At 33.4% G+C, this 21,658-nt stretch carries 23 protein-coding genes and 2 tRNA genes; 12 read left to right on the forward strand and 13 right to left on the reverse strand.

All coding sequences use genetic code 11. The features are described from left to right. Window positions 1-34 precede the first annotated feature (34 nt). Window positions 35-613: a TlpA family protein disulfide reductase gene (locus KWG70_RS15310; protein ID WP_230936916.1), complete on the forward strand. Its 579-nt coding sequence runs from the start codon at window positions 35-37 to the stop codon at window positions 611-613. On the opposite strand, the gene KWG70_RS15315 is transcribed toward KWG70_RS15310, so the two are convergent. The 7 genes from KWG70_RS15315 to KWG70_RS15345 form a co-directional block, all read right to left on the reverse strand. Beyond that, window positions 600-1,745 carry a lycopene cyclase family protein gene (locus KWG70_RS15315; protein ID WP_230936917.1) on the reverse strand — a complete coding sequence of 382 codons (1,146 nt, stop codon included), beginning with the start codon at window positions 1,743-1,745 and terminating at the stop codon, window positions 600-602. The genes KWG70_RS15310 and KWG70_RS15315 overlap by 14 nt on opposite strands. Before the next feature lie 15 nt (window positions 1,746-1,760). Beyond that, a complete protein-coding gene (locus tag KWG70_RS15320) occupies window positions 1,761-2,210 on the reverse strand; it encodes a sterol desaturase family protein (protein ID WP_230936918.1) in 450 nt (149 codons plus the stop codon). Window positions 2,211-2,214: 4 nt separating this feature from the next. Continuing rightward, window positions 2,215-3,054 (reverse strand): phytoene/squalene synthase family protein, encoded by an 840-nt coding sequence (locus KWG70_RS15325; protein WP_230936919.1) that lies wholly within the window; start codon window positions 3,052-3,054, stop codon window positions 2,215-2,217. A 2-nt stretch (window positions 3,055-3,056) separates the two neighbouring features. Further along, window positions 3,057-4,523 (reverse strand): phytoene desaturase family protein, encoded by a 1,467-nt coding sequence (locus KWG70_RS15330; RefSeq protein ID WP_230936920.1) that lies wholly within the window; start codon window positions 4,521-4,523, stop codon window positions 3,057-3,059. A 53-nt stretch (window positions 4,524-4,576) separates the two neighbouring features. After that, window positions 4,577-5,476, reverse strand: a complete 900-nt coding sequence (locus KWG70_RS15335; protein WP_230936921.1) for a MerR family transcriptional regulator — start codon at window positions 5,474-5,476, stop codon at window positions 4,577-4,579. A gap of 127 nt (window positions 5,477-5,603) precedes the next feature. Next, window positions 5,604-5,688: transfer RNA gene (locus KWG70_RS15340), tRNA-Leu, on the reverse strand. Between the two features lie 53 nt (window positions 5,689-5,741). After that, window positions 5,742-5,814 (reverse strand) — tRNA-Lys (locus KWG70_RS15345). Between the two features lie 130 nt (window positions 5,815-5,944). Here KWG70_RS15345 and KWG70_RS15350 point away from each other — a divergent pair. Beyond that, complete coding sequence (locus KWG70_RS15350) at window positions 5,945-6,463, forward strand: shikimate kinase (protein ID WP_230936922.1); 519 nt, start codon at window positions 5,945-5,947, stop codon at window positions 6,461-6,463. Here KWG70_RS15350 and KWG70_RS15355 read toward each other — a convergent pair. Next, a complete protein-coding gene (locus tag KWG70_RS15355) occupies window positions 6,455-6,958 on the reverse strand; it encodes a phosphoribosyltransferase family protein (protein ID WP_230936923.1) in 504 nt (167 codons plus the stop codon). The genes KWG70_RS15350 and KWG70_RS15355 overlap by 9 nt on opposite strands. A gap of 51 nt (window positions 6,959-7,009) precedes the next feature. Further along, a complete protein-coding gene (locus KWG70_RS15360; protein ID WP_230936924.1) occupies window positions 7,010-7,396 on the reverse strand; it encodes an RNA-binding S4 domain-containing protein in 387 nt (128 codons plus the stop codon). A gap of 123 nt (window positions 7,397-7,519) precedes the next feature. Between KWG70_RS15360 and KWG70_RS15365 the strand changes: the two genes are divergently transcribed. After that, window positions 7,520-8,464: an FKBP-type peptidyl-prolyl cis-trans isomerase gene (locus KWG70_RS15365; RefSeq protein WP_230936925.1), complete on the forward strand. Its 945-nt coding sequence runs from the start codon at window positions 7,520-7,522 to the stop codon at window positions 8,462-8,464. A gap of 68 nt (window positions 8,465-8,532) precedes the next feature. Here KWG70_RS15365 and KWG70_RS15370 read toward each other — a convergent pair whose 3' ends face one another. The 4 genes from KWG70_RS15370 to KWG70_RS15385 are packed head-to-tail and all read right to left on the reverse strand — an operon-like array spanning window position 8,533 to window position 11,687. Further along, window positions 8,533-9,123 (reverse strand): porin family protein, encoded by a 591-nt coding sequence (locus tag KWG70_RS15370; protein WP_230936926.1) that lies wholly within the window; start codon window positions 9,121-9,123, stop codon window positions 8,533-8,535. A 59-nt stretch (window positions 9,124-9,182) separates the two neighbouring features. Continuing rightward, window positions 9,183-10,136 carry a transketolase family protein gene (locus KWG70_RS15375; RefSeq protein WP_230936927.1) on the reverse strand — a complete coding sequence of 318 codons (954 nt, stop codon included), beginning with the start codon at window positions 10,134-10,136 and terminating at the stop codon, window positions 9,183-9,185. Then, window positions 10,133-10,840 carry a hypothetical protein gene (locus KWG70_RS15380; protein ID WP_230936928.1) on the reverse strand — a complete coding sequence of 236 codons (708 nt, stop codon included), beginning with the start codon at window positions 10,838-10,840 and terminating at the stop codon, window positions 10,133-10,135. Before KWG70_RS15380 ends, KWG70_RS15375 begins: the two co-directional genes overlap by 4 nt. 1 nt (window position 10,841) lies before the next feature. Continuing rightward, window positions 10,842-11,687, reverse strand: coding sequence for a transketolase (locus KWG70_RS15385; protein WP_230936929.1), 846 nt, complete (start codon window positions 11,685-11,687; stop codon window positions 10,842-10,844). Between the two features lie 223 nt (window positions 11,688-11,910). Between KWG70_RS15385 and tgt the strand changes: the two genes are divergently transcribed. From tgt to KWG70_RS15430, 9 genes are all read left to right on the forward strand, one after another. Beyond that, window positions 11,911-13,041, forward strand: coding sequence for a tRNA guanosine(34) transglycosylase Tgt (gene tgt / locus KWG70_RS15390; protein WP_230936930.1), 1,131 nt, complete (start codon window positions 11,911-11,913; stop codon window positions 13,039-13,041). Between the two features lie 2 nt (window positions 13,042-13,043). After that, on the forward strand, window positions 13,044-14,114 hold the full coding sequence (locus KWG70_RS15395) for an LptF/LptG family permease (protein WP_230936931.1): 1,071 nt from the start codon (window positions 13,044-13,046) through the stop codon (window positions 14,112-14,114). Then, window positions 14,101-15,015 carry a DMT family transporter gene (locus KWG70_RS15400; protein WP_230936932.1) on the forward strand — a complete coding sequence of 305 codons (915 nt, stop codon included), beginning with the start codon at window positions 14,101-14,103 and terminating at the stop codon, window positions 15,013-15,015. Before KWG70_RS15395 ends, KWG70_RS15400 begins: the two co-directional genes overlap by 14 nt. A 59-nt stretch (window positions 15,016-15,074) precedes the next feature. After that, window positions 15,075-16,028: an acetyl-CoA carboxylase carboxyltransferase subunit alpha gene (locus KWG70_RS15405; protein WP_230936933.1), complete on the forward strand. Its 954-nt coding sequence runs from the start codon at window positions 15,075-15,077 to the stop codon at window positions 16,026-16,028. Between the two features lie 166 nt (window positions 16,029-16,194). Next, on the forward strand, window positions 16,195-17,736 hold the full coding sequence (dnaB, locus tag KWG70_RS15410; protein WP_230936934.1) for a replicative DNA helicase: 1,542 nt from the start codon (window positions 16,195-16,197) through the stop codon (window positions 17,734-17,736). A 68-nt stretch (window positions 17,737-17,804) separates the two neighbouring features. Then, window positions 17,805-18,851 carry an AI-2E family transporter gene (locus tag KWG70_RS15415; protein ID WP_230936935.1) on the forward strand — a complete coding sequence of 349 codons (1,047 nt, stop codon included), beginning with the start codon at window positions 17,805-17,807 and terminating at the stop codon, window positions 18,849-18,851. 192 nt (window positions 18,852-19,043) lie between these two features. Beyond that, complete coding sequence (locus KWG70_RS15420) at window positions 19,044-20,228, forward strand: asparagine synthetase B (protein WP_394801640.1); 1,185 nt, start codon at window positions 19,044-19,046, stop codon at window positions 20,226-20,228. A 51-nt stretch (window positions 20,229-20,279) separates the two neighbouring features. Then, the gene (locus KWG70_RS15425; protein ID WP_230936937.1) at window positions 20,280-20,552 is read left to right on the forward strand and encodes an EF-hand domain-containing protein; all 273 of its coding nucleotides are present in this window, start codon (window positions 20,280-20,282) and stop codon (window positions 20,550-20,552) included. A 21-nt stretch (window positions 20,553-20,573) separates the two neighbouring features. Continuing rightward, window positions 20,574-21,653 carry an adenylate/guanylate cyclase domain-containing protein gene (locus tag KWG70_RS15430; RefSeq protein WP_230936938.1) on the forward strand — a complete coding sequence of 360 codons (1,080 nt, stop codon included), beginning with the start codon at window positions 20,574-20,576 and terminating at the stop codon, window positions 21,651-21,653. Window positions 21,654-21,658 lie beyond the last annotated feature (5 nt).

Raw genomic sequence — 21,658 nt, forward strand, 5'->3', positions numbered from 1 at the left:
CCGACTATGGTAGTGCGTTTCTTTTATCATTATTATGGCTAGATCAAAAAAATCAAAACTATACAATCTTATTTTTATTGTGATTATTGCGTTGTTGTTGATTCCGCAAACCCGACAACCTATACAAGTATTCATTAATAAAGGTATCGCACTTTTTGTAAAGCCTTCTGTAATCAAAAGTTCTGAAAGGAAAGTGCTATCTAGTTACGATTGGACATTAAAAAACATGTCTAACAATACTTATGATTTTAAATCAGCTGAAGGAAAAGTCATTGTGATAAATTTTTGGGCAACTTGGTGTCCGCCTTGTATTGCCGAAATGCCGAGTCTCGAAAAATTATATCAACATTACAAATCAAATGATGATGTCGTATTTCTGTTTGTATCTAATGAAGATAAAGAAAAGCTCTATGAGTTTACGATTCACAATAATTATAGTTTTGAGGTGTATCAATCGCTAACTAAGTATCCAAAAGATTTTAATGTGAGTTCAATTCCTAGAACATTTATCATCAATAGGAAAGGAGAAATCGTTATTGACAAATCTGGTGCTGCAGACTGGAATAGTGAACGTGTCATCAATACTATTGATGAACAACTCAAAGTGTTTTAAAAAAAGCTTTGATAAATGACCAAGAAAAGAGAGAGGTCATAATACTTATTTCTTCTAAAAAAGTAGATTCTTCATCTAAAAATCGAAACATGGTTTGTACAGAGTTTTTAGAGTAAAATTGTTCGAACAACCATTCACCTTTTTGATTTTCGTCCTTTAAAACTTTTAAAAATACCTTATCGTAAAACTTATATTTCTTTTTGAAAAGACCTTTTGAAGGTAGTTTTTTATCTTTTAAATTACTGATAATTTGAGCTACTTTTTTTTCAGTATGCTTAAAAGAATACCCTGTTGATCCTTTAACCCATCCACCACCAGTTCCTATTTTTGTTACTTTGCTAGTGTTGTATGTTTCAAAAGCGAAATTGGTCATTGGAATTTGACCCATTTCAGTTTCTAATATGTTATAGTGATCAATATTGAGATACTCTTTAATGTAGTTTTTAATATAATGATCATAAGTGGTTTCAGCTACGACATTTTCAGTAAAATATGTAAACTCTACAAGGGCTTCTGTTTTTGAAAACGGCAACACATAGGTAAATGTCGTTTGTTTACCATCCTTTAAACGATAATCCATCATCGTAACCTTTTCATCATCAAAGACTTCTGTTTCAGTTTTAATCACCCAACCTTTAAAATGTTGAATGAGTGAAATGCACTGTTTTGATCTCTCATAAAAATCTTTTGGGATTCTACTGTCAAACACATGCGATGCAGAATAGACATTTAGATTTGTAGATACTATCACATTATCTTCTTCTACAACAGAAGTTACTGTATCTTGTATAAAATGGATGTTTTGTTGCTGTTTTAGTATTGCCTTGGCTTGCGTATAGAAATCGATTGCACGAATGCTTTTGTAGGCATATGGATTGAGATTGAGTTCAACATTTGTTTTTGAAGTGACTACAGACGCTTTAGACCATGATTTATGTACAACATCATCCCATTGTGATGGTGCTGTTTCCCAAAAACTCCATGTTTTATCGTTTGTGTCTTTTTTTGAAGGATCTATAAGAGCAACTTGCTTATCTTTAAAATAAGTATCAGAAACCATTTTTAAAGCCAGATGGAAACCAGCTAAACCATTTCCTATAATGATATAATCGAAATGGGAATTATCTGTCATAAACGATATGGTGTGCTATTTCTTAAAGTATTTGAAAGGAACAAACAACATTCCGAAGCATTCGCCATCACTTTTTCCGAGATGTTTATGATGAATTTTATGCGCTCGTCTAACGCCTCTAGCATACCAGTTATTGGCATTTCTAAATAGTTTAAAACGTTGATGAATGAAAATGTCATGTACTAAAAAGTAGGTTGCTCCATAAGCCATAATTCCTAAGCCTATTGGTAAACAATACCAAACACCTTCATAGCTCCAAAGGTAAAAACATGTCATACTTACTACAGCATAAAATATAAAGAAGGCATCATTACGTTCAAACCAGCTTTTATGATCTTTATGATGGTGATCTTTGTGTAAACTCCATAAAAAGCCGTGCATGACATATTTGTGTGTGAACCAGGCCATAAATTCCATAGTGCAAAACACACCTAAAAAAATAATAATCCAATATACTGTTTGCATACAATTACATTAAATTTAGTTGATATTTGACATAGCTTCTCGTAAGTAGCTCGAACTTTTTATAATTGGGCACTCTTATGCGTGTAGATTTAATTTCTAACGCAGGTGTCTTTTTTAATTTTTTGAGTAGTTGACTATAATAGCGATACGCCATAAAAACTCCAAATTTTGCTTCAATAGGTAATTTTTTAATGCCTTGTAAGCCTTTTGCAAAATCACTTTGAATATCATCAATAATAGCCTGTTTTGAGGCTTCATCTAAATGATTGAGATCTGTGTTTGGAAAATAGGTTCTACTTAAATCCTCAAAATCGGCTTTTAAATCTCTTAAGAAGTTTACTTTTTGGAATGCAGATCCTAAACTCATAGCAGAATCTTTTAAGGTATCATATTTTTTTTGATCCCCTTTTACAAAAACTTTTAAACACATCAAGCCAACAACATCTGCAGAGCCATAAATGTATTCTTTATACTCAGCATCGGTGAGGTAGTTTTGTTTGTGCAAGTCTAAACGCATACTTTTCATGAAAGCATCTACTAGACTTTTATCAATATCATATTTATGATATGTCTCTTGAAAAGAATTTAGAATTGGGTTAAGACTTATTTTATGCTTAAGTGCTAATTCTAGATCTTTTGAAAAATTCTCAAACAATAATTCTTTATCGTAATCATGAAAGGTATCTACAATTTCATCGGCAAATCTTACAAACCCGTAAATATTGTAAATATCTTGACGAATAGAGTTAGATAACATTTTTGTTGCTAAAGAAAATGAAGTACTGTACGATTTGGTAACAGTTTTACTACATTGGTTTGAAACGGTATCAAAAATAGCTTTCATAATTAGTTACTGTGGTGTTTTTTAATGAGTTCTGCGACTAATTTACCTGAAATTAGCGAAGGCGGAACTCCTGGTCCGGGAACCGTTAATTGTCCTGTGAAATATAGGTTGTTTACCTTTTTACTTTTCAATTTGGGTCTTAAAAATGCAGTCTGTAAGAGCGTATTTGCCATTCCGTAGGCATTTCCTTTGTACGAATTATAGTCTTTTATAAAATCGTTGACACAATAGGACTCTTTAAATATAATATTTTTTTCGACGCTTTGAGAAGTCAAATCTTCAAAACGTGTAATTATTTTTTTGAAATAAGCTTCCCTTAACTCGTCTGTATCTTCTAAGCCAGGAGCTAAAGGCACTAAGAAAATTCCTGCTTCTTTCCCTTCAGGAGCTGCATTATCATCGGTTATTGAAGGAAAACTCGCATAAAACAATGGGTTTTCTGGCCATTTCGGTGCATCGTAAATTGCTTTTGCATGAACATCAAAGTCGACATCAAAAAATAATGTATGATGATTTACGTTTTTTAGTTTTTTATCAAATCCAACATAAAATAATAGGGAAGAAGGCGCAAAGGTTTTTTTCTTCCAAAAAGTTTCAGAGTATTGAACATATTTTGAATCTAAAAGCGTTTCAGTGTGATGATAATCTGCACCACTTAAAATGATATCGCTTGTATAATTAGTTCCATTAGACACTATTGCAGTTGCATTACCATTATCAACGACAATTTTGTCAATTGAATTTTCAGTTTTTATAGTGACACCAAGGCTTTTGGCTAATGTTTCCATAGCTAGAATGACCTTATACATACCACCTTTAGGATGAAATGTTCCTATACCAAAATCGGCATAGTTCATAAAGCTATAAAATGAAGGCGTGTTATCTGGTTTGGCTCCCAAAAACAGAACCGGAAACTCAAGAATCATCGCTAGTCTATCATTCTTAAATTCTTTCCTAACATCCTTCTTGATTGTGCTAAAAAACTGTCCGATTTTTTTCATAGTCACTGGAGTGACTAATTCAAATGGTGATACACCAGGTCTATAGACTAAATCTTTTATAGCAACCTCATAGTTGTTTTGTGCATTATCAATAAACTTCATGAGTTTTTTTGAACTGCCTTTTTCTTCTCTTTCAAAAGCAGCACAAATTTTCTCTATAGTATCTTCAATAGTGATGTAATCTTCTTTTCCGAAGTAAACACTATAAGCAGGATTTAATTTGTCTAGAGTGTAATAGTTTTCGGGTGTTGTATTGAAATCTGCAAAAAAGCGTTCAAAAACATCAGGCATCCAGTACCAAGTAGGACCAATATCGAAGGTAAATCCATCTCTATGGAGTTGTCTTGCGCGACCACCAATGGTTTTATTTTTCTCAAATATGGTGACCTTGTAACCATCTCGAGCTAAATAGCACGAAGCAGCTAGAGCCGAAAAACCAGAACCTATAATAGAGATGTGTTTGTTCATTGTTCAACAAATTTAAACAAAAGTTAAACAAAATTAACTTTAACGATAAAATTTTATAATTTTTTAACTAATTCCTCAATAGTATTGAAAGGTGTAATTTGCTTTGGAAGCTTATTTAAGTCTAATTCTTCTAGCATTCTTCCAATAATCCAAAGTTTGATTGATTTTTCGATTAATAAATTATCTGAAAAATCTTTGAGATATTCATCAATATACTCTTTTTCGGGCTTGACTGTAAAATAGGATACAAATGTAATGTCGTCATAATAGCTTAGTAAATCCTTTAAACTATTAAGAGGAACACTTTGACCTAAGAAAATAGCTTGATGACCCCTTGCAATGATCTCATGATTAATAATCATAAGTCCTAATTCGTGAACTTCATTATCTGGAAGATACAATACAAAGACTTTATTAGTATCTATTTGATTTTTGGATTGAAGTTTCTCGGTATTAATTAATATTTTTTGTCTGATTAATGACGTTAGAAAATGTTCATGTGCTGGTGTTATGGTATCGGTTTGCCATAACATGCCTATTTCAGAAAGCAATGGGATAAAGTCTTGATAAAACATTTCGATAAAGGTCTTTTCTTTTAGCAGACCTTCGTAGGTATCGTAAAATAGTTTTTGATCAAAGTTCAACATTGACAGTTTGAATGTATCAATGGAGTGGTTATTGGTTTGATCACTTTGAGCAACCTCCTTAACTAATTTAGTAATTTCATCGTTTTGTAAAGAAGCAATTTTAGAAATCTTGTAACCATTGTTATTAAGATAACTAATGTTAAGTAGCTTTTGCAAATTGCCTAGACTATAATATCTGATATTTGTATCTGTTCTTTCAGGTTGAAGCAGATTGTATCGCTTTTCCCAGATTCTAATAGTATGTGCCTTAATACCAGTTAGGTTTTCTAGGTCTTTGATACTAAATGTGCTCTTAACGTTGTTCATTTTTAATTTAAAAAGGTTAAACAAAAATAAACTTTTTTTGGAAGAACACTAAACTTTAAGGTTTTTTTAATAGTATAACTATTAACAAATGGCGTTGATAAGTGGGAAAAAAGGGACGAAAATAAAGTGCGCACGAGAAGATTCGAACTTCCACGACCTAAGCGGTCACTGGCCCCTCAAGCCAGCGCGTCTACCAATTCCGCCACGTGCGCATTCTTCAGTAAAGATAAAAAAAAAGTTAAGCGGCTGCTTAACTAATTTCTTGTGACTTGGCTGGGGCTCGAACCCAGGACCCTCTCCTTAAAAGGGAGATGCTCTACCAACTGAGCTACCAAGTCAATAAGTTTCTCTAAACGAGGGTGCAAATATAAAACGATTAATTAATATTCCAAACCTATTTTTAGATAATTTTTCGTTTTTTTGTGATTGCATATCTTATGTTTTTAATTATCAATTTATAACGAGAAAATGACTTTGTTTTTAGTTGGATATATGGGCTCTGGAAAATCAGTAATTGGCAAGAAATTGGCTGAAGTTTTAAACTATACCTATTTAGATTTTGACGAATTTATCGAAGACAATGAAAACGCGACTATTGCAGCTATTTTTGAAACCAAGGGCGAAATATATTTTAGAAAAGCCGAAGCCAATTATCTCGATGAAGTTATTGGTTTAGAGCATACTATTATAGCACTTGGAGGAGGAACGCCTTGCTATGGTAATAATATGGAAAAGCTTTTACATTCAAACAACACGCAATCCATCTACTTAAAAGCTATAATACCAACATTGTCTGCACGTTTATATAAGGAAAGGGTAAAGCGACCATTAATTTCCCATATAGAATCTATTGCAGAGCTTAATGAGTTTATTGGTAAACATTTATTTGAACGCGCTCCTTTTTATGAGCAAGCACACTTGAGTATAAAAACCGATAATAAATCTGTTAATGAGGTTGTTGAAGAGCTTGTAGCACAATTATTTTAAATAGGCTTCATATTCTTTTCCTGATAAAATAATCTCGACATGCTCATGAAGTGATGTTGACAAAGAAATTCCTTTAAAATCTGCCTTTACAGGATATTTTTTATGATTTCGATTAACCAAAACAGCAGTTTTGAATTGTTTTAATGGAACATCTAAAAAGTGTTTTACACCATAAATTAACGTACTACCAGAATTTAATACGTCATCAATTAATACAATAGATTTATTAATGTATTCTTCTTGATTCAATGATGTTTTTATCTCAGAAAGTGGGTTTTTCTTGTCAATCTTAACTTTGCAAAGTATTGGTTTTAAATCTGAAATCTTTTCGAGACTTTGCTTTAGTTTTTTTGCCAGTATGTAACCATTGTTTTCAATTCCAGCTAAAATGATTTCATTTTCATACACATTACTTTCATAAATTTGATACGCAATACGCTTGATCTTATGCTGAATTTCTTGATGATTCAAGATGATGTTTTTGGTAAGGCTCATACTTAGGAATTATTTCTTCAAAGATAAAAAACAGTTTTATTAGTCAGCGTATTAAATTTGGATATCTTCTTCGGGTGTATCGTAAAAATCATCAATATCCCTTCGATCTTTTTTGGTAGGTCTTCCAACTCCTTTTTTTCGATAATAATCCTTAGAATATTTTAGCATGTCTTTGGCCTCAAATGCTTCTTTTGGTGTGACATCAGTTCTATATATGTCTACAAGTTTTGCACCAACACGACTTTCAGGTAAATCATTAACTACAATTTGATAGTTAATTTGATCTTTTCTAAAGTCAATTTTATCGGTAGGATAGACCTCTCTACTGGGTTTTACAACTTGTCCGTTTACCTTTACATGTCCTTTTTTACAAGCATTTGTTGCTATACTTCTTGTTTTGCAATATCTAATGCACCATAAGTATTTATCGACTCGCATATTAAAACTGTGAAATTGACGTTAATTGTATTGCGCAAAAATATTATATTATTGTATCTTGCGTGATAAAAATAAGCAATATTGAACGATTCAAATTTATTTGAATTAAAGAAAAATTTAATCATGATAAAATTAAAAAATGTAGTAGCAGTTGTTACGCTTTCGGCGCTGTCTTTTTTCGCCTGTAAGCCTGATGACCCAGAGGTGAGCCTTATACCAGAAAGAGATAGAGTAGAGCAGCAAGTTGTGGATAATGACTCTTTAATTGATTACTTTCAAACGCATTATTACAACTCGTCTGTTTTTGAAACTCCTGGAGATCATACTATAGACGAAATCGTAATTACAGAGTTGCCTCAAGATGACAATGGTAATTATTTACCATTACCAGATCCAGATGAAAATACGTTATTGATAGATGCAGTAGATACATTTACTAGAACCTTTGAGGAGACAGAGTACGAATTCTATATTCTTAATTTAAACCAAGGAGATGGGGAATACAGTCCTAATTTTACAGATAATATTAGGCTAATTTATTCTGGAAATTTAATGGACGAAGTTGTATTTGATAGCTCCGTAAATCCTAATCTTCCTTTTGATTTAACAGGTTTAATTGAAGGTTGGAGAAATGTTATTCCTAGATTTAATACGGCATCAGACTTTATCGTTAATGAAGATGGTACTGTTGATTATTCAGGTTATGGATTAGGTGTTATGTTTATACCTTCTGGTTTAGCATATTATGCAACGCCTCCTTTTGGAGTTCCAGTGTATTCTAATTTAATTTTTAAGTTTGAATTATATGCAGCTGAAGCTAATGACCATGATAACGATGGTGTATTATCTCACCTTGAAGATTTAAATGGAAATGAGAGTGTTAATGATGATGATACAGATGATGATAGTGTACCTAACTTTTTTGACCCAGATGATGATGGTGATGGCGTATTAACTATTAATGAAGATATCGACAATGATGGAGATCCTACCAATGATGATACAGATGGAGATGGTATTCCAAATTATTTAGATGAAGACTCTACAGAGAGCAATCAAGATTCTTAAAATAATAAAATAAGTATAATAAAAAAAGACGCTGATTAGGCGTCTTTTTTTGTGTTTAATTTTTCGTATTACAAAGCTATAGATAAACTTAAAATCAATTGATCCGGTCTTGTGTCTATTCTACTTACAACACCTTCGCCTAGGTTATTACCTATAAAATTTGCTTCATTATCATTAAAGCCTCTTTCATAACGAAGATCAATTCCTATTTTATTCAGGTTTAATCCAATACCAAAGTTTAATCCGATAGAAAAATCGTCATCTACATTATCTATATCAATACCATCAAATTCAGTATCTAAAATATATTGTAATGATGGTCCGCCAAAGACGCTAACAGGTCCAATAACTTTTAATCCAACCAAGAGTGGTGCATCGATCTTTTTCATGTCAAAAGAATCATCTTGATAATCACTCTTCGTACTTGTATACATTAGCTCTGGTCTAAAATAGAGTTTGTTACCTAATTTCCCGAAAACACCAATGTGATAGCCTATGTTACGATCTGGATTTTGGGCGTTGTCACCAATAGATTCAAAATAATCACCATTGGCATTATAATTTAAGCCGCCTTTGATACCAAATGAACTTCCAGTTTGTGCACTAGCACCTAAACAAAATAACGTTAATAAAAACGTACTAATAACTAATTTCTTCATAATATTCGTTTTTTGTGATTTTGATGTATAGTATCAAAAACGTTGCCAAACGAATATTATTACTTTCTTTTTAACACAGTTTCAGTTGCTTTTACGATGGCACTGGCGTTTAAACCGTACTTTTCCATAAGTTGAGCTGGTGTTCCAGATTCTCCAAAAGTATCGTTAGTTGCTACAAATTCTTGAGGTGTAGGTTTGTGTTGAGCTAAGACTCTTGAGACACTTTCTCCTAAACCACCTAAGTAATTATGTTCTTCAGCAGTAACAATGCATCCTGTTTTTGAAACCGAATCTAAGATGGCTTTATCATCTAAAGGTTTAATAGTGTGAATATTGATAACTTCGGCTGAAATACCTTGTTCATTTAACGTTTTTGCAGCTTCAAGCGCTTCCCAAACTAAATGTCCAGTAGCAACAATGGTGACATCATTTCCTTCGGTAAGTTGAACCGCTTTACCAATTTCAAAGTTTTGATCTTCAGGTGTGAAATTAGCTACTTTCGGTCTGCCAAAACGCAAATAAACAGGGCCGTGATGTTCGGCAATAGCAATAGTAGCAGCCTTTGTTTGGTTGTAATCACAAGTATTAATAACCGTCATACCTGGCAGCATTTTCATTAAACCAATATCTTCAAGGATTTGATGTGTTGCACCATCTTCTCCAAGAGTTAAACCTGCGTGCGATGCACAAATTTTTACATTTTTATCAGAATAGGCAATACTTTGTCTAATTTGATCATAAACACGACCTGTTGAAAAGTTAGCAAAAGTTCCTGTAAATGGAATTTTACCACCAATGGTCATACCTGCAGCTAATCCAATCATATTGGCTTCGGCAATACCGACTTGGAAAAAGCGCTCTGGATGATTGGCTTTAAATTCATCCATTTTTAGAGAGCCAATTAAGTCGGCACAAAGTGCAACGACATTTTCATTGGTTTTTCCTAATTCTGTTAATCCAGCTCCAAAACCTGAGCGTGTATCTTTGTTTCCTGTGTTTGTGTATGTTTTCATTCTTTGATTTTGAAACTGTAATTAATAGTTATTTCTTTTTTTGTTGAGTCAACTGTATATGCTTCTATTAAGGTTTTTTCGTCACTGCCAACTTTCATAAGTAATCCATCAGGAATATTAAACCCTAATAGTTTAGCATTATCGTCAGCGGCAAACATGATTTCAAAAAACTTTTTGAATAATAGATTATTGTTAATTTTTATACGTTCATCTAAAGCAACAGATATTGTTTCCGAATTTTTATGAGATGGATACACGTCATAAAGTGTTGCTTCTCTGTTAGCTATAGTAATGGTTTCTTCTGTTTTTTCTGATATCAACTCAAACTCGTCACCATCATCGTTTGGTATAGGACCAGGAATGATAGCTGATAATTCTACATTCATGAAAAATTCATTTTTACCTGATTCAAAGCACATTATTAGCATAGCGTTTTTTGAATCATAAATAATAGCCAAATCTGAGTTCTCCAATAGTTCAGGTTTTTTTCTAAACATAGATTTACCTAGATCTTTAGCCAGAGCTTTACTGTTGGTCCAGATATACTTGCCGTTTTTTTCAAATCCAACAGTAATAGTATCTGTAGTCCCTTTACGTTTATTTGGAGATAAATATTTAACAGTATAGTCAATGGTAATCGTTTTTTCTTGAGCATAAGAAAATAGCAGAAAAAACAAAGCGAGAACTGTTAACGTTTTTTTCATATTAATAATCTCCTAAGGTTTCTGCGTTTTGAGATAGACCTATTGCTAATTGCTCATCATTGGGTGCTTTACCATGCCAAGCATGTGTATGCATCATAAAATCTACACCATTACCCATAACTGTTTTCAATAGTACACAAACAGGTTTTCCTTTTCCTGTTAAAGACTTAGCTTCGGCCATTCCTTTTAAAATCGCATCAATGTCATTACCGTACTCAATATCAACAACAGTCCAGCCAAAAGCCTCAAACTTCGCTCTCACACTTCCCATAGGTAAGACATCGTCTGTAGCACCATCAATTTGTTGCCCATTTAAATCAATAGTAGAAATAATATTATCTACATTATTAGCTGCAGCATACATGATACCTTCCCAGTTTTGACCTTCCTGTAATTCGCCATCACCATGTAAACTGTAAACGAGATGATTATCCTTGTTAAGCTTTTTAGTTTCTGCGGCACCTAGAGCAACACTAAACCCTTGTCCGAGCGATCCCGAAGCTACTCTAACTCCAGGTAAACCTTCATGAGTTGTTGGGTGTCCTTGTAATCTAGAGTCAATTAATCTAAAGGTGTTTAATTCGTCTACTGGAAAATATCCAGATCTTGCTAGAACGCTATAAAAAACAGGAGAAATATGACCATTAGATAAAAAGAAAAGATCTTCACCAATTCCATCCATGTCGAAATTATCGTTTCTATCCATGATTTCTTGGTAGAGGCATACGAAAAATTCGGCGCAACCTAATGAACCTCCTGGGTGACCTGAGTTTACTTTGTGAACCATTCGTAAAATATCTCTACGAACTTGAGTTGTTAAGTCTTGTAATTGTTGTGTGTTTGGCATATAAATAGTGTGAGTAATTTCAGGCTCAAAAATAAAGTTTTCATAAGGCTAATCAAAAATAGAATGGAGTCACTTATTAACGATTTTAGTCAGTTGCTAACAATTTAAATAAGAATCAAAATTTTAGTTATGAGTTTTTAGTTTGTAAGTGAATAATTTTATTAAATGTTTAAGACCTTAATAGGGTGATATAATTATCTTTGCCCACTGATGACCATTTTTTATGAAATTTGAATTAAAAGCAAGCGATTCTCAAAGTAAGGCCAGAGCTGGAGTGATAACTACAGACCACGGGCAAATTGAGACACCTATATTTATGCCAGTTGGGACTGTTGCATCTGTTAAGGGTGTGCACCAACGTGAGCTGAAAAATGATATCAATCCTGATATTATTTTAGGAAACACCTATCATTTGTATTTAAGACCACAAACGCCAATTTTGGAAAAAGCTGGTGGGCTGCATAAGTTTATGAATTGGGATAGAAATATTTTAACCGATTCTGGTGGTTATCAAGTATATTCTTTATCAGCCAACCGAAAGATCAAGGAGGAAGGCGTGAAGTTTAAATCGCATATTGATGGGAGTTATCATGTATTTACTCCTGAAAACGTTATGGAAATACAGCGTACTATAGGTGCCGATATTATCATGGCTTTTGATGAATGTACACCTTATCCATGTGATTATAATTATGCCAAACGATCAATGCATATGACACATCGTTGGTTAGAACGTTGTTTAACTCATTTAGATAAAACGCCGTTTAAGTATGATTATGAGCAAACTTTCTTTCCTATAGTTCAAGGAAGCACATACAAAGATTTGCGTCAACAATCTGCAGAATATATTGCTAATGCTGGAGCTCAAGGTAATGCCATTGGAGGTTTGTCTGTTGGTGAACCAGCTGAAGAAATGTACGCCATGACCGATGTTGTGTGCGAGATTCTTCCGTGGGACAAACCACGATATTTAATGGGTGTTGGAACACCTATAAATATATTAGAGAATATAGCATTAGGTGTTGATATGTTTGATTGTGTCATGCCAACCCGAAATGCAAGGAACGGAATGTTGTTTACGGCTCATGGAACAATCAATATTAAGAATCTTAAATGGGCCGATGATTTTTCTCCTATAGATGAAATGGGAATAACTTTTGTAGATACCGAATATACCAAAGCCTATCTTAGACACCTTTTTACTGTAAATGAATTACTAGGCAAACAAATTGCCACTATTCATAATCTCGGATTTTATTTGTGGTTGGTAAGAGAAGCTAGAAAGCATATCTTAGCGGGAGACTTTAGAGCTTGGAAAGATAAAATGGTAAAACAAATGGATAACCGCTTATAGTTTTGAAAATATTAGATTGGTACATATTAAAACGCTACTTGTTCACATTTTTAATGATGCTGCTACTGTTTATTCCTATTGGAATTACAGTAAACCTTGCCGAAAAAATTGGAAAAATATTAGAGCGTGAAGTACCATTTGCTGCTGTAGCCCAATATTACTTAGATTTTACGATATATTTTGCCAATTTATTATTTCCAATCTTTTTATTTTTATCTGTTATTTGGTTTACATCTAAACTCGCCAATAATACAGAGATTGTTGCTTTTTTAAGTTCGGGAGTATCTTTTTGGCGGTTTTTAAGACCTTATATGATAGGCGCTACGATCATAGCTGGATTTGCGCTGCTAATGGGATTGTACTTAGCACCAAAAGCAAGTAAAGGCTTTAATCAGTTTAAGTATAAGTATCTAAAAAGTAATAAAAATGTTGTTCAAACAACCAATATCTATAAGCAGATAAATGACAACGATTTTATCTATGTAAGTAGCTTTAATCCAGTCACAGGAATCGGGACTAATTTTTTTCTTGAACATTTTGAAGGTAATAGATTAGCTTATAAGATAACAGCCAACTCTATTAAAGATAATGATAGTGTGTATCGTCTGTTAGGGTATTCGAAACGTATCTTTGGAGAGCACAAAGATATTATTCAGTCTGCAAGCCGAAAGGATACCATTCTTCCGTTTAATGTCGATGACCTTACACCTGAAGAGTATATCGCCGAAACAAAATCTTATGGTGAACTGTTAGATTTTATTGAAAAGGAAGAAAAAAGTGGTTCTTCAAATATTGGACGCTATTTGGTCGTGAAATACAAAAAATGGAGTTTACCTGTAGCCGTATATATTCTAACGATTATTGCAGTTTCGGTATCTTCTATAAAGCGAAGAGGAGGTATGGGCGTGAACCTTGCGTTTGGTATTACCATTGCTATGATTTATGTCTTTTTCGATAAGGTTTTTGGTGTTATGGCTGAGCAATCAAGTTTTTCTCCTTTATTGGCAGTCTGGTTTCCTAATATCGTTTTTGGTATCTTAGCTGCTTATCTGCTGTATAATGCCAAACGCTAAACTCAAAAACTATTTTCATCTCCATTTTTTAGTCTTTATAGCTGGCTTTACGGCTATTTTAGGTGAGTTAATATCTATTGGTTCAACGGCATTAGTGTGGTATCGTATGTTAATTGCTGGTATTTTAATGTTTCTCTACATTAAAATGATTCGGTTAAAAATCAAGGTAGACACCAAAACTAAATTTAAGTTTTTTGCTGCTGGAATTATCATCGCATTGCATTGGATTACATTTTTTGAAGCCATCAATCAATCTAATGTTTCTATTACTTTAGCCATGTTTTCGACAGGCGCATTTTTTGCTTCATTTATTGAGCCAATGATTTATAAACGTAAAATTATTTGGTATGAAATTTTCTTCGGAATAATCGTCATTTTGGGTGTTTTTTTAATTACTCAAAGTGAGATAAAATATCTTAATGGGATAGTGTTGGGCATTTCTTCCGCTTTATTCTCAACACTTTTTGCTGTAATCAACGGACGATTTATTGAAGAGCATACCGCAACAGTAATCTCATTTTATGAGTTTATTAGTGGTGTTGTTTTTTTATCATTGTTTATTTTAATTTTTCAAGGCGGATTTAATGAGGCCTTTTTCAGTTTAAAAACATCAGATTGGATCTACATTTTCATTCTCGCTTCGGTCTGCACAGCATATGCATTTATTGGTTCTGTTAAGGTGATGAAATATATAAGTCCGTATACAGTTGTGCTTACCTATAACTTAGAACCCTTGTATGGTATAGCTTTGGCCTTGTTGCTATTTCCTGAAACTGAAACCATGAATACTCAGTTTTACTATGGTGCAATTTTGATTTTGCTAACAGTTTTAGCAGATGGGTTTCTTAAAAATAGAAAGAGTAATAAAAAGCACAATGCCTTGACAAATAAACCCAATTAAAGTTTTTATATTTGCACAGACTAACTAAAAGATTAACTAAGAACTAAATCAAAATTTCAATGGAATATTTAGATTTTGAACTACCCATAAAAGAACTTCAGGACCAACTTGAAAAATGTCAATTAATAGGTGAGGAGAGTGATGTAGACGTGACTCAAACTTGCAAAAAAATTGAAAAGAAGTTACTTGAAACTAAGAAAGAAATTTACAAAAACTTAACGGCTTGGCAACGTGTACAACTGTCAAGACATCCTGATAGACCTTATACTCTAGATCATATTAAAGCATTATGTGGTGATACTTTTTTAGAATTACATGGTGATCGTAATGTTAAAGATGACAAAGCGATGATTGGTGGTTTGGGTAAAATTGGAGACCAAACATATATGTTTATTGGTCAACAAAAAGGGTTTAATACTAAAACAAGGCAGTATAGAAATTTTGGGATGTCAAATCCTGAAGGCTATCGTAAAGCATTGCGCTTAATGAAATCTGCCGAAAAATTTGGTATTCCTGTAGTAACATTGGTTGATACTCCAGGTGCTTATCCAGGTCTAGAAGCAGAAGAACGCGGACAAGGAGAAGCTATTGCTAGAAATATTTTAGAAATGACACGCCTTAAAGTGCCAATCATTACTATTATAATTGGTGAAGGTGCTTCTGGTGGAGCATTAGGAATAGGTGTTGGAGACAAGGTGTTAATGTTAGAAAACACATGGTACTCTGTAATATCTCCAGAATCTTGCTCTTCTATTTTATGGAGAAGTTGGGAATATAAAGAGCAAGCAGCTGATGCACTAAAATTAACTGCTCCAGATATGAAGAAACTCAAATTGGTAGATAATATTATCAAAGAACCATTAGGAGGGGCTCATGCAGATAGAGCTGCAACTTTTAAAGCAGTAAAGGAAGCCATAGAAAAAAATTACGAGGAACTTAAAAACTTATCACCAAAAGATTTAGTAAATCAACGTATGGATAAATACTTGGCGATGGGAGTTTTTAAAGGTTAAACCTTATAGAATAACGGATTAAAAAAACTGAAACATTTCGTTTCGGTTTTTTTTAGCGCTATTAACAATATAATCAAGTTATTAACAGTTAAAATGTTGAAGACCTGTTAAGATTGAAAATTTCGTATCTTCAGTTTTAGGGCACATTTGTTTTACATTCGCAGTTATGAAGCAACCTAACCAAATAAAAGGCTATCAAGTCGATAAAAGTACTCTAATTAGTTTAGAGAAAGGCAAGATACCCCCTCAAGCCATTGATTTAGAGGAAGTTGTACTTGGTGCAATGATGATTGATAAGAAAGGTGTCGATGAGGTCATTGATATCTTAAGTCCGGAAGCATTTTACAAAGAAGCCCATAAACATATCTTCGAAGCTATTTTCAAATTATTTGAAAATAGTGAACCTGTCGATTTATTAACCGTTTCTACGCAACTTAAAAAAGATGCAAAGTTAGACATGGTTGGTGGTGATTTTTACTTAATTTCTTTAACCCAGCGAGTGTCTTCTTCGGCACATATCGAATTTCATGCGCGTATCATTCTTCAGAAATATATTCAACGTAGTTTGATTAAAATCTCGAACGAAATTATTGAGGAGGCTTATGACGAAACCAAAGATGTTTTTGATTTGTTAGATACTGCCGAAGCAAAATTGTACGAGGTAACCCAAGGTAATGTCAAGAAATCTACCGAAACAGCTCAAAGTTTGGTGATTCAAGCTAAGAAAAAAATTGAAGAGATTTCTAATAAAGAAGGATTAAGTGGTATTCCAACAGGATTTACCAAATTAGATAAACTAACATCGGGATGGCAACCAAGTGATTTAATTATTGTCGCTGCACGTCCAGGTATGGGTAAAACAGCCTTAACCTTAACCATGGCGCGTAATATTGCTGTTAATACCAATATTCCAGTGGCATTCTTCTCTTTGGAGATGTCGTCTGTACAGTTAATAACACGTTTAATTTCTTCTGAAACAGGTTTGTCTTCGGAAAAGTTAAGAACAGGAAAATTAGAGAAGCACGAGTGGGAACAGTTAAATGTGAAGGTGAAAACCTTAGAGAAAGCACCTTTGTTTATTGATGATACACCATCACTTTCTATTTTTGATTTGAGAGCAAAAGCACGTCGTTTGGCCTCTCAATATGGAATTAAAATGATCATGATTGATTATTTACAGCTAATGACAGCTGGTGGAAGCCAAAAAGGAGGAAATCGTGAGCAAGAAATCTCAATGATCTCTCGTAATTTGAAAGCACTAGCAAAAGAATTGAATGTACCAGTAATTGCCTTATCTCAGTTATCGCGTGCTGTTGAAACACGTGGTGGAAGTAAGCGTCCGTTGTTATCTGATTTACGTGAATCTGGTGCGATTGAGCAAGATGCCGATATTGTAAGTTTCATTTACAGACCAGAATACTATAAGATTGAAGAGTGGGACGACGAAGAGCGCTCACCAACAGAAGGTCAAGGTGAATTTATTGTGGCAAAACACAGAAATGGTGGTTTAGAAAATATTAGATTGAAGTTTATCGGACACTTAGGTAAGTTTGATAACTTAGATGATTTTGATACGCCTTTTGGGGAGTTCCATTCCAAGATGAATGCAGCCGCAAATGATGATACTTTTAAGCCAGATAATTTTCCTTCGGCTTCTGATGCTTTTGGCGCTCCAGAAGGCGATGATGACAATGACGTGCCATTTTAAGATTTTTTAGGATATTATAACAACTTAATGTCTTAAATTTGTTTTTGCTATTAAAAAGACATTGCCTCATGCTAGAAGAAAGACGAACTACCAATATCCTACTATTATTTATTGTTGTTCCATTTGTATTTTACTTACTTAAGATTCTATCGTTTATTTTTATTCCATTGATCTCATCAATGTTTATTGCTTTGCTGTTTTTACCATTGATGCGATGGTTTGGAAGACGCAATGTCCCTAGATTGGTTAGTATTATTGTTGTCGTGGCACTTATAGGTATTGGCGTATTTATAGGTGTAGAACTGGTGCAACTATCGAGTAAACAAATCTTATCAAACGACACAGGTTTCTTTGCAAAAGCTCAAGTGAAGATTAATGATCTTATGTTGTATATGCAAGATAAGGTTGGTCTAGAATACAATAGAGATGATAAGTTTTTAGCGCAGTTTTTTCAAAAAGAAAGCATTGGTTCTACATTTGATTTTGTAAGAAAGTTTTTGACCAATATTTTAATGATTACCTTCTTTACGATCCTATGGTTGTCTGAGTCTATTAATATGCATAAGGTGTTGAATAATACCATTTTAAAGCGAAAGCATACATCGATAAAGGCCTTCATGAAAATTGAAAAGGACTTGATCACGTTTATAAAAGTTAAGTTTTTAGTGAGTTTGTTCACCGGAATCTTTACAGGTTTAGCCTGTGTGTTCTTTGATGTGAGTTTTCCAATTTTTTGGGGACTCTTTGCCTTCTTAATTAATTTTGTACAAATGGTAGGTTCGTTTATTTCGGTGATATTACTATCTGTTTTTGCCTTTGTTGAGTTAGACCCAACGAGTACTCTATTCTTTTTTATCTTATCTATTACAGGAGTGCAAGTTTTATTTGGAGCTATTTTAGAGCCTATTTTTATGGGTAAATCGTTTTCTATAAATGTGATAACAGTCTTGATTATGCTAATGCTTTGGGGCTTTATTTGGGGTATACCTGGATTAATAATGGCCATTCCAATTACAGTATTCATTAAAATTATTTTAGAACAGTTTCCAAACACTAAAGTGATCGCGTCTCTGTTGTCTGGTCCAGAGCGAACCATTCCTCCGCTTAAGAAGTAGATGCTCTTATGTGATTATTGGTGCATTTCAGCTAATAAATCCCTAAAACTATATTAAAGGCTATCGCTTAGGAATATTTTTTGACTATATTTCAAAGGTTAAATTGAAAAAATTTAGATGAAAAAGACAATTGTTGTATTAGTTCTATTTTTAATTTCGATGTCATCATATGCGTCGTATATTTTAATTCCTATGGATGCTGAAGGTCAGCAAAACCATTTGAAAGCCTATGGTGTGACGTATTGGACTTTAGAAAAACAATTAAAGGTCAAGTGGCTGTTAAACTATAAAGGCGGTTCTTTTCTATTACCAGATTCGGAAGAAATTCAACGTGAATGTCAAATTAGAGGTGTGAGTTTTGAGGTCATATCAAATTCTAAAGCCGAAGAAATCTTGAACATGATTGCTAGTCCGTCGCAAAATATGGAAGCCGTTGTTTTGGAAAAAGCGCCAAAGATAGCAGTGTATACTCCAAAAGGATTACAACCATGGGATGATGCTGTAACTATGGTATTGACTTATGCTGAAATCCCATATGAAACAGTTTATGATGAAGATGTATTGAATGATGCTTTATTGTTATATGATTGGTTGCATTTACATCATGAAGATTTTACAGGACAGTATGGTAAATTCTACCGTGCTTATCGTTCGGCATCTTGGTATATTCAAGAAAAGAAAGAAGCCGAAGAACTGGCAACCAAATTGGGATATGCTAAAGTTTCAGAAGAAAAATTAGCTGTAGCCAAAAAAATTAGAGATTATGTCATTGGAGGAGGCTTTATGTTTGCTATGTGTAGTGCAACTGATAGTTTTGATATAGCACTATCTGCTGATGGCGTTGATATATGCGAACCTATGTTTGATGGTGACGGAAGTGATCCTGGATATCAAAACAAAATCGATTATAATAAAACCTTTGCGTTTAAAGATTTTCTATTAGAACGTAGCCCTAATGTTTATGAATTTTCATCAATAGATATGACAAGAAAGCGTCGTATCCCAATGACGACAGACTATTTTTCACTGATGGAATTTTCTGCAAAGTGGGACCCAATCCCTTCTATGCTGTGCCAAAACCATACAGCTTTGGTTAAAGGTTTTATGGGACAAACAACATCGTTTACTCGTGAGGAAATAAAATCTAATGTATTGGTGATGGGTGAAAATAAAACCAATGGCGAAGCGAAGTACATCCATGGTATCAAAGGTAAAGGCTTCTTTACATTTTATGGAGGCCATGATCCAGAAGATTACACACACAAAGTTGGTGATCCAAAAACTGAGTTGGACTTACATCCAACGTCGCCAGGATATCGATTAATACTTAATAATGTATTATTCCCAGCTGCTAAAAAGAAGAAGCAGAAAACCTGATTGATTTGTATTAAAAGTTTTGTAATTTTAGTTGCATCTAACTTAAATTGAATGGCATCTAAAAAGAAAATTCTAAAAAAAATACAAATCGTTATCACTAATCATTTCGATTCTCCAGAAGATGCCTTTAATTTTTTTGATAAAAGCGGAAACGGAACCTTATCAAAAAAAGAAATCGTTACCCTTTTAAAACAAGCTGAGATAAGCGGATTTATTAGAGGGATTGTATCCTCAAAGCTCATTGAAGGTTATGATAAAGATGGAGATGGGCAAGTTAATTGGAAAGAGTTTAAGTATGCCGTTGATGAAATTTCAAAAGGCTAAACAGCAAAATTTGATATTGATTTGAAGTATAATCTTTTTAAGTTTTTAAAACTTCTTGTTTTTACGGTCTTCTTTTGGAGCTTTGCGTCTACTTTATTTATTGTGATTCGTTTTTTTGCTTATGGCGAAGAGCAAGGCGCTGCCTACGTCAATCCAAAAAATATAATTCCTATTACTGAATGGTTAGATTTTGGACTAATCCTCGGTATTATTATTGGTGTCTTTTATGCGATTGTAGAGTTTTCATTTGAAAAGTATATTTCTCAAAAGCTTAACCTAGCGGTATCTATTGGTCTAAAATTAATCATCTATCTCACCATACTTATTATCTCATTAAGTTTTATCACCTTAATCGCTGAAGATAGGATGGATATAGACTTAAATAATGAGCAAGGCTGGTGGCGAACCGATCCTTTGTTTTGGTTGTCTACAGCATATTTTTTACTCACCTCTTTGGTCTTTTCCTTTATAAGAATAGCAAATGATAAGCTGGGTTCTGGTGTTTTTATTAAGATGCTTTTAGGCAAGTACAGAAAGCCTCAGGAAGAAAAGCGGATTTTAATGTTTTTAGATTTAAAAGATTCTACAGCTATTGCTGAAAAACTAGGCCATAAGCATTATAGTCAGTTCATTCAAGATTGTTTTTTTGATCTCAATACAATATTACGCAGGTATGATGCTGAAGTATATCAATATGTTGGTGATGAAGCTGTGATTAGTTGGAGATATAAAAAAGGAGTTAAAAATAATAATTGTATTGACTTGTTTTATGCGTTTCAGTATGCATTACTAAAGCGCTCTAAGTATTATCAAAAGTCCTATGGTCTAAATCCGTTGTTTAAAGCTGGACTTCATGGCGGACAATTAATGGTTGCTGAAGTTGGCACGATAAAAAAGGAAATCGCATACCATGGCGATGTTATTAATACAACGTCTAGAATTCAGAGTGAATGCAATACGTATAACGAGAACCTATTAATTTCTAATGGGTTATTAGATACTATAAATCTTAAACCAAAGTATAAGTCCCGAACTTTAGGAGAAATTCAACTCAAAGGAAAACAAGAGATTATTGAAATATCTGCAATCCAAGTAGAATAAAAAAA

Origin of the sequence: Psychroserpens luteolus, assembly GCF_021032705.1 — a bacterium.
Classification (GTDB): Bacteria; Bacteroidota; Bacteroidia; order Flavobacteriales; family Flavobacteriaceae; genus Psychroserpens; species Psychroserpens luteolus.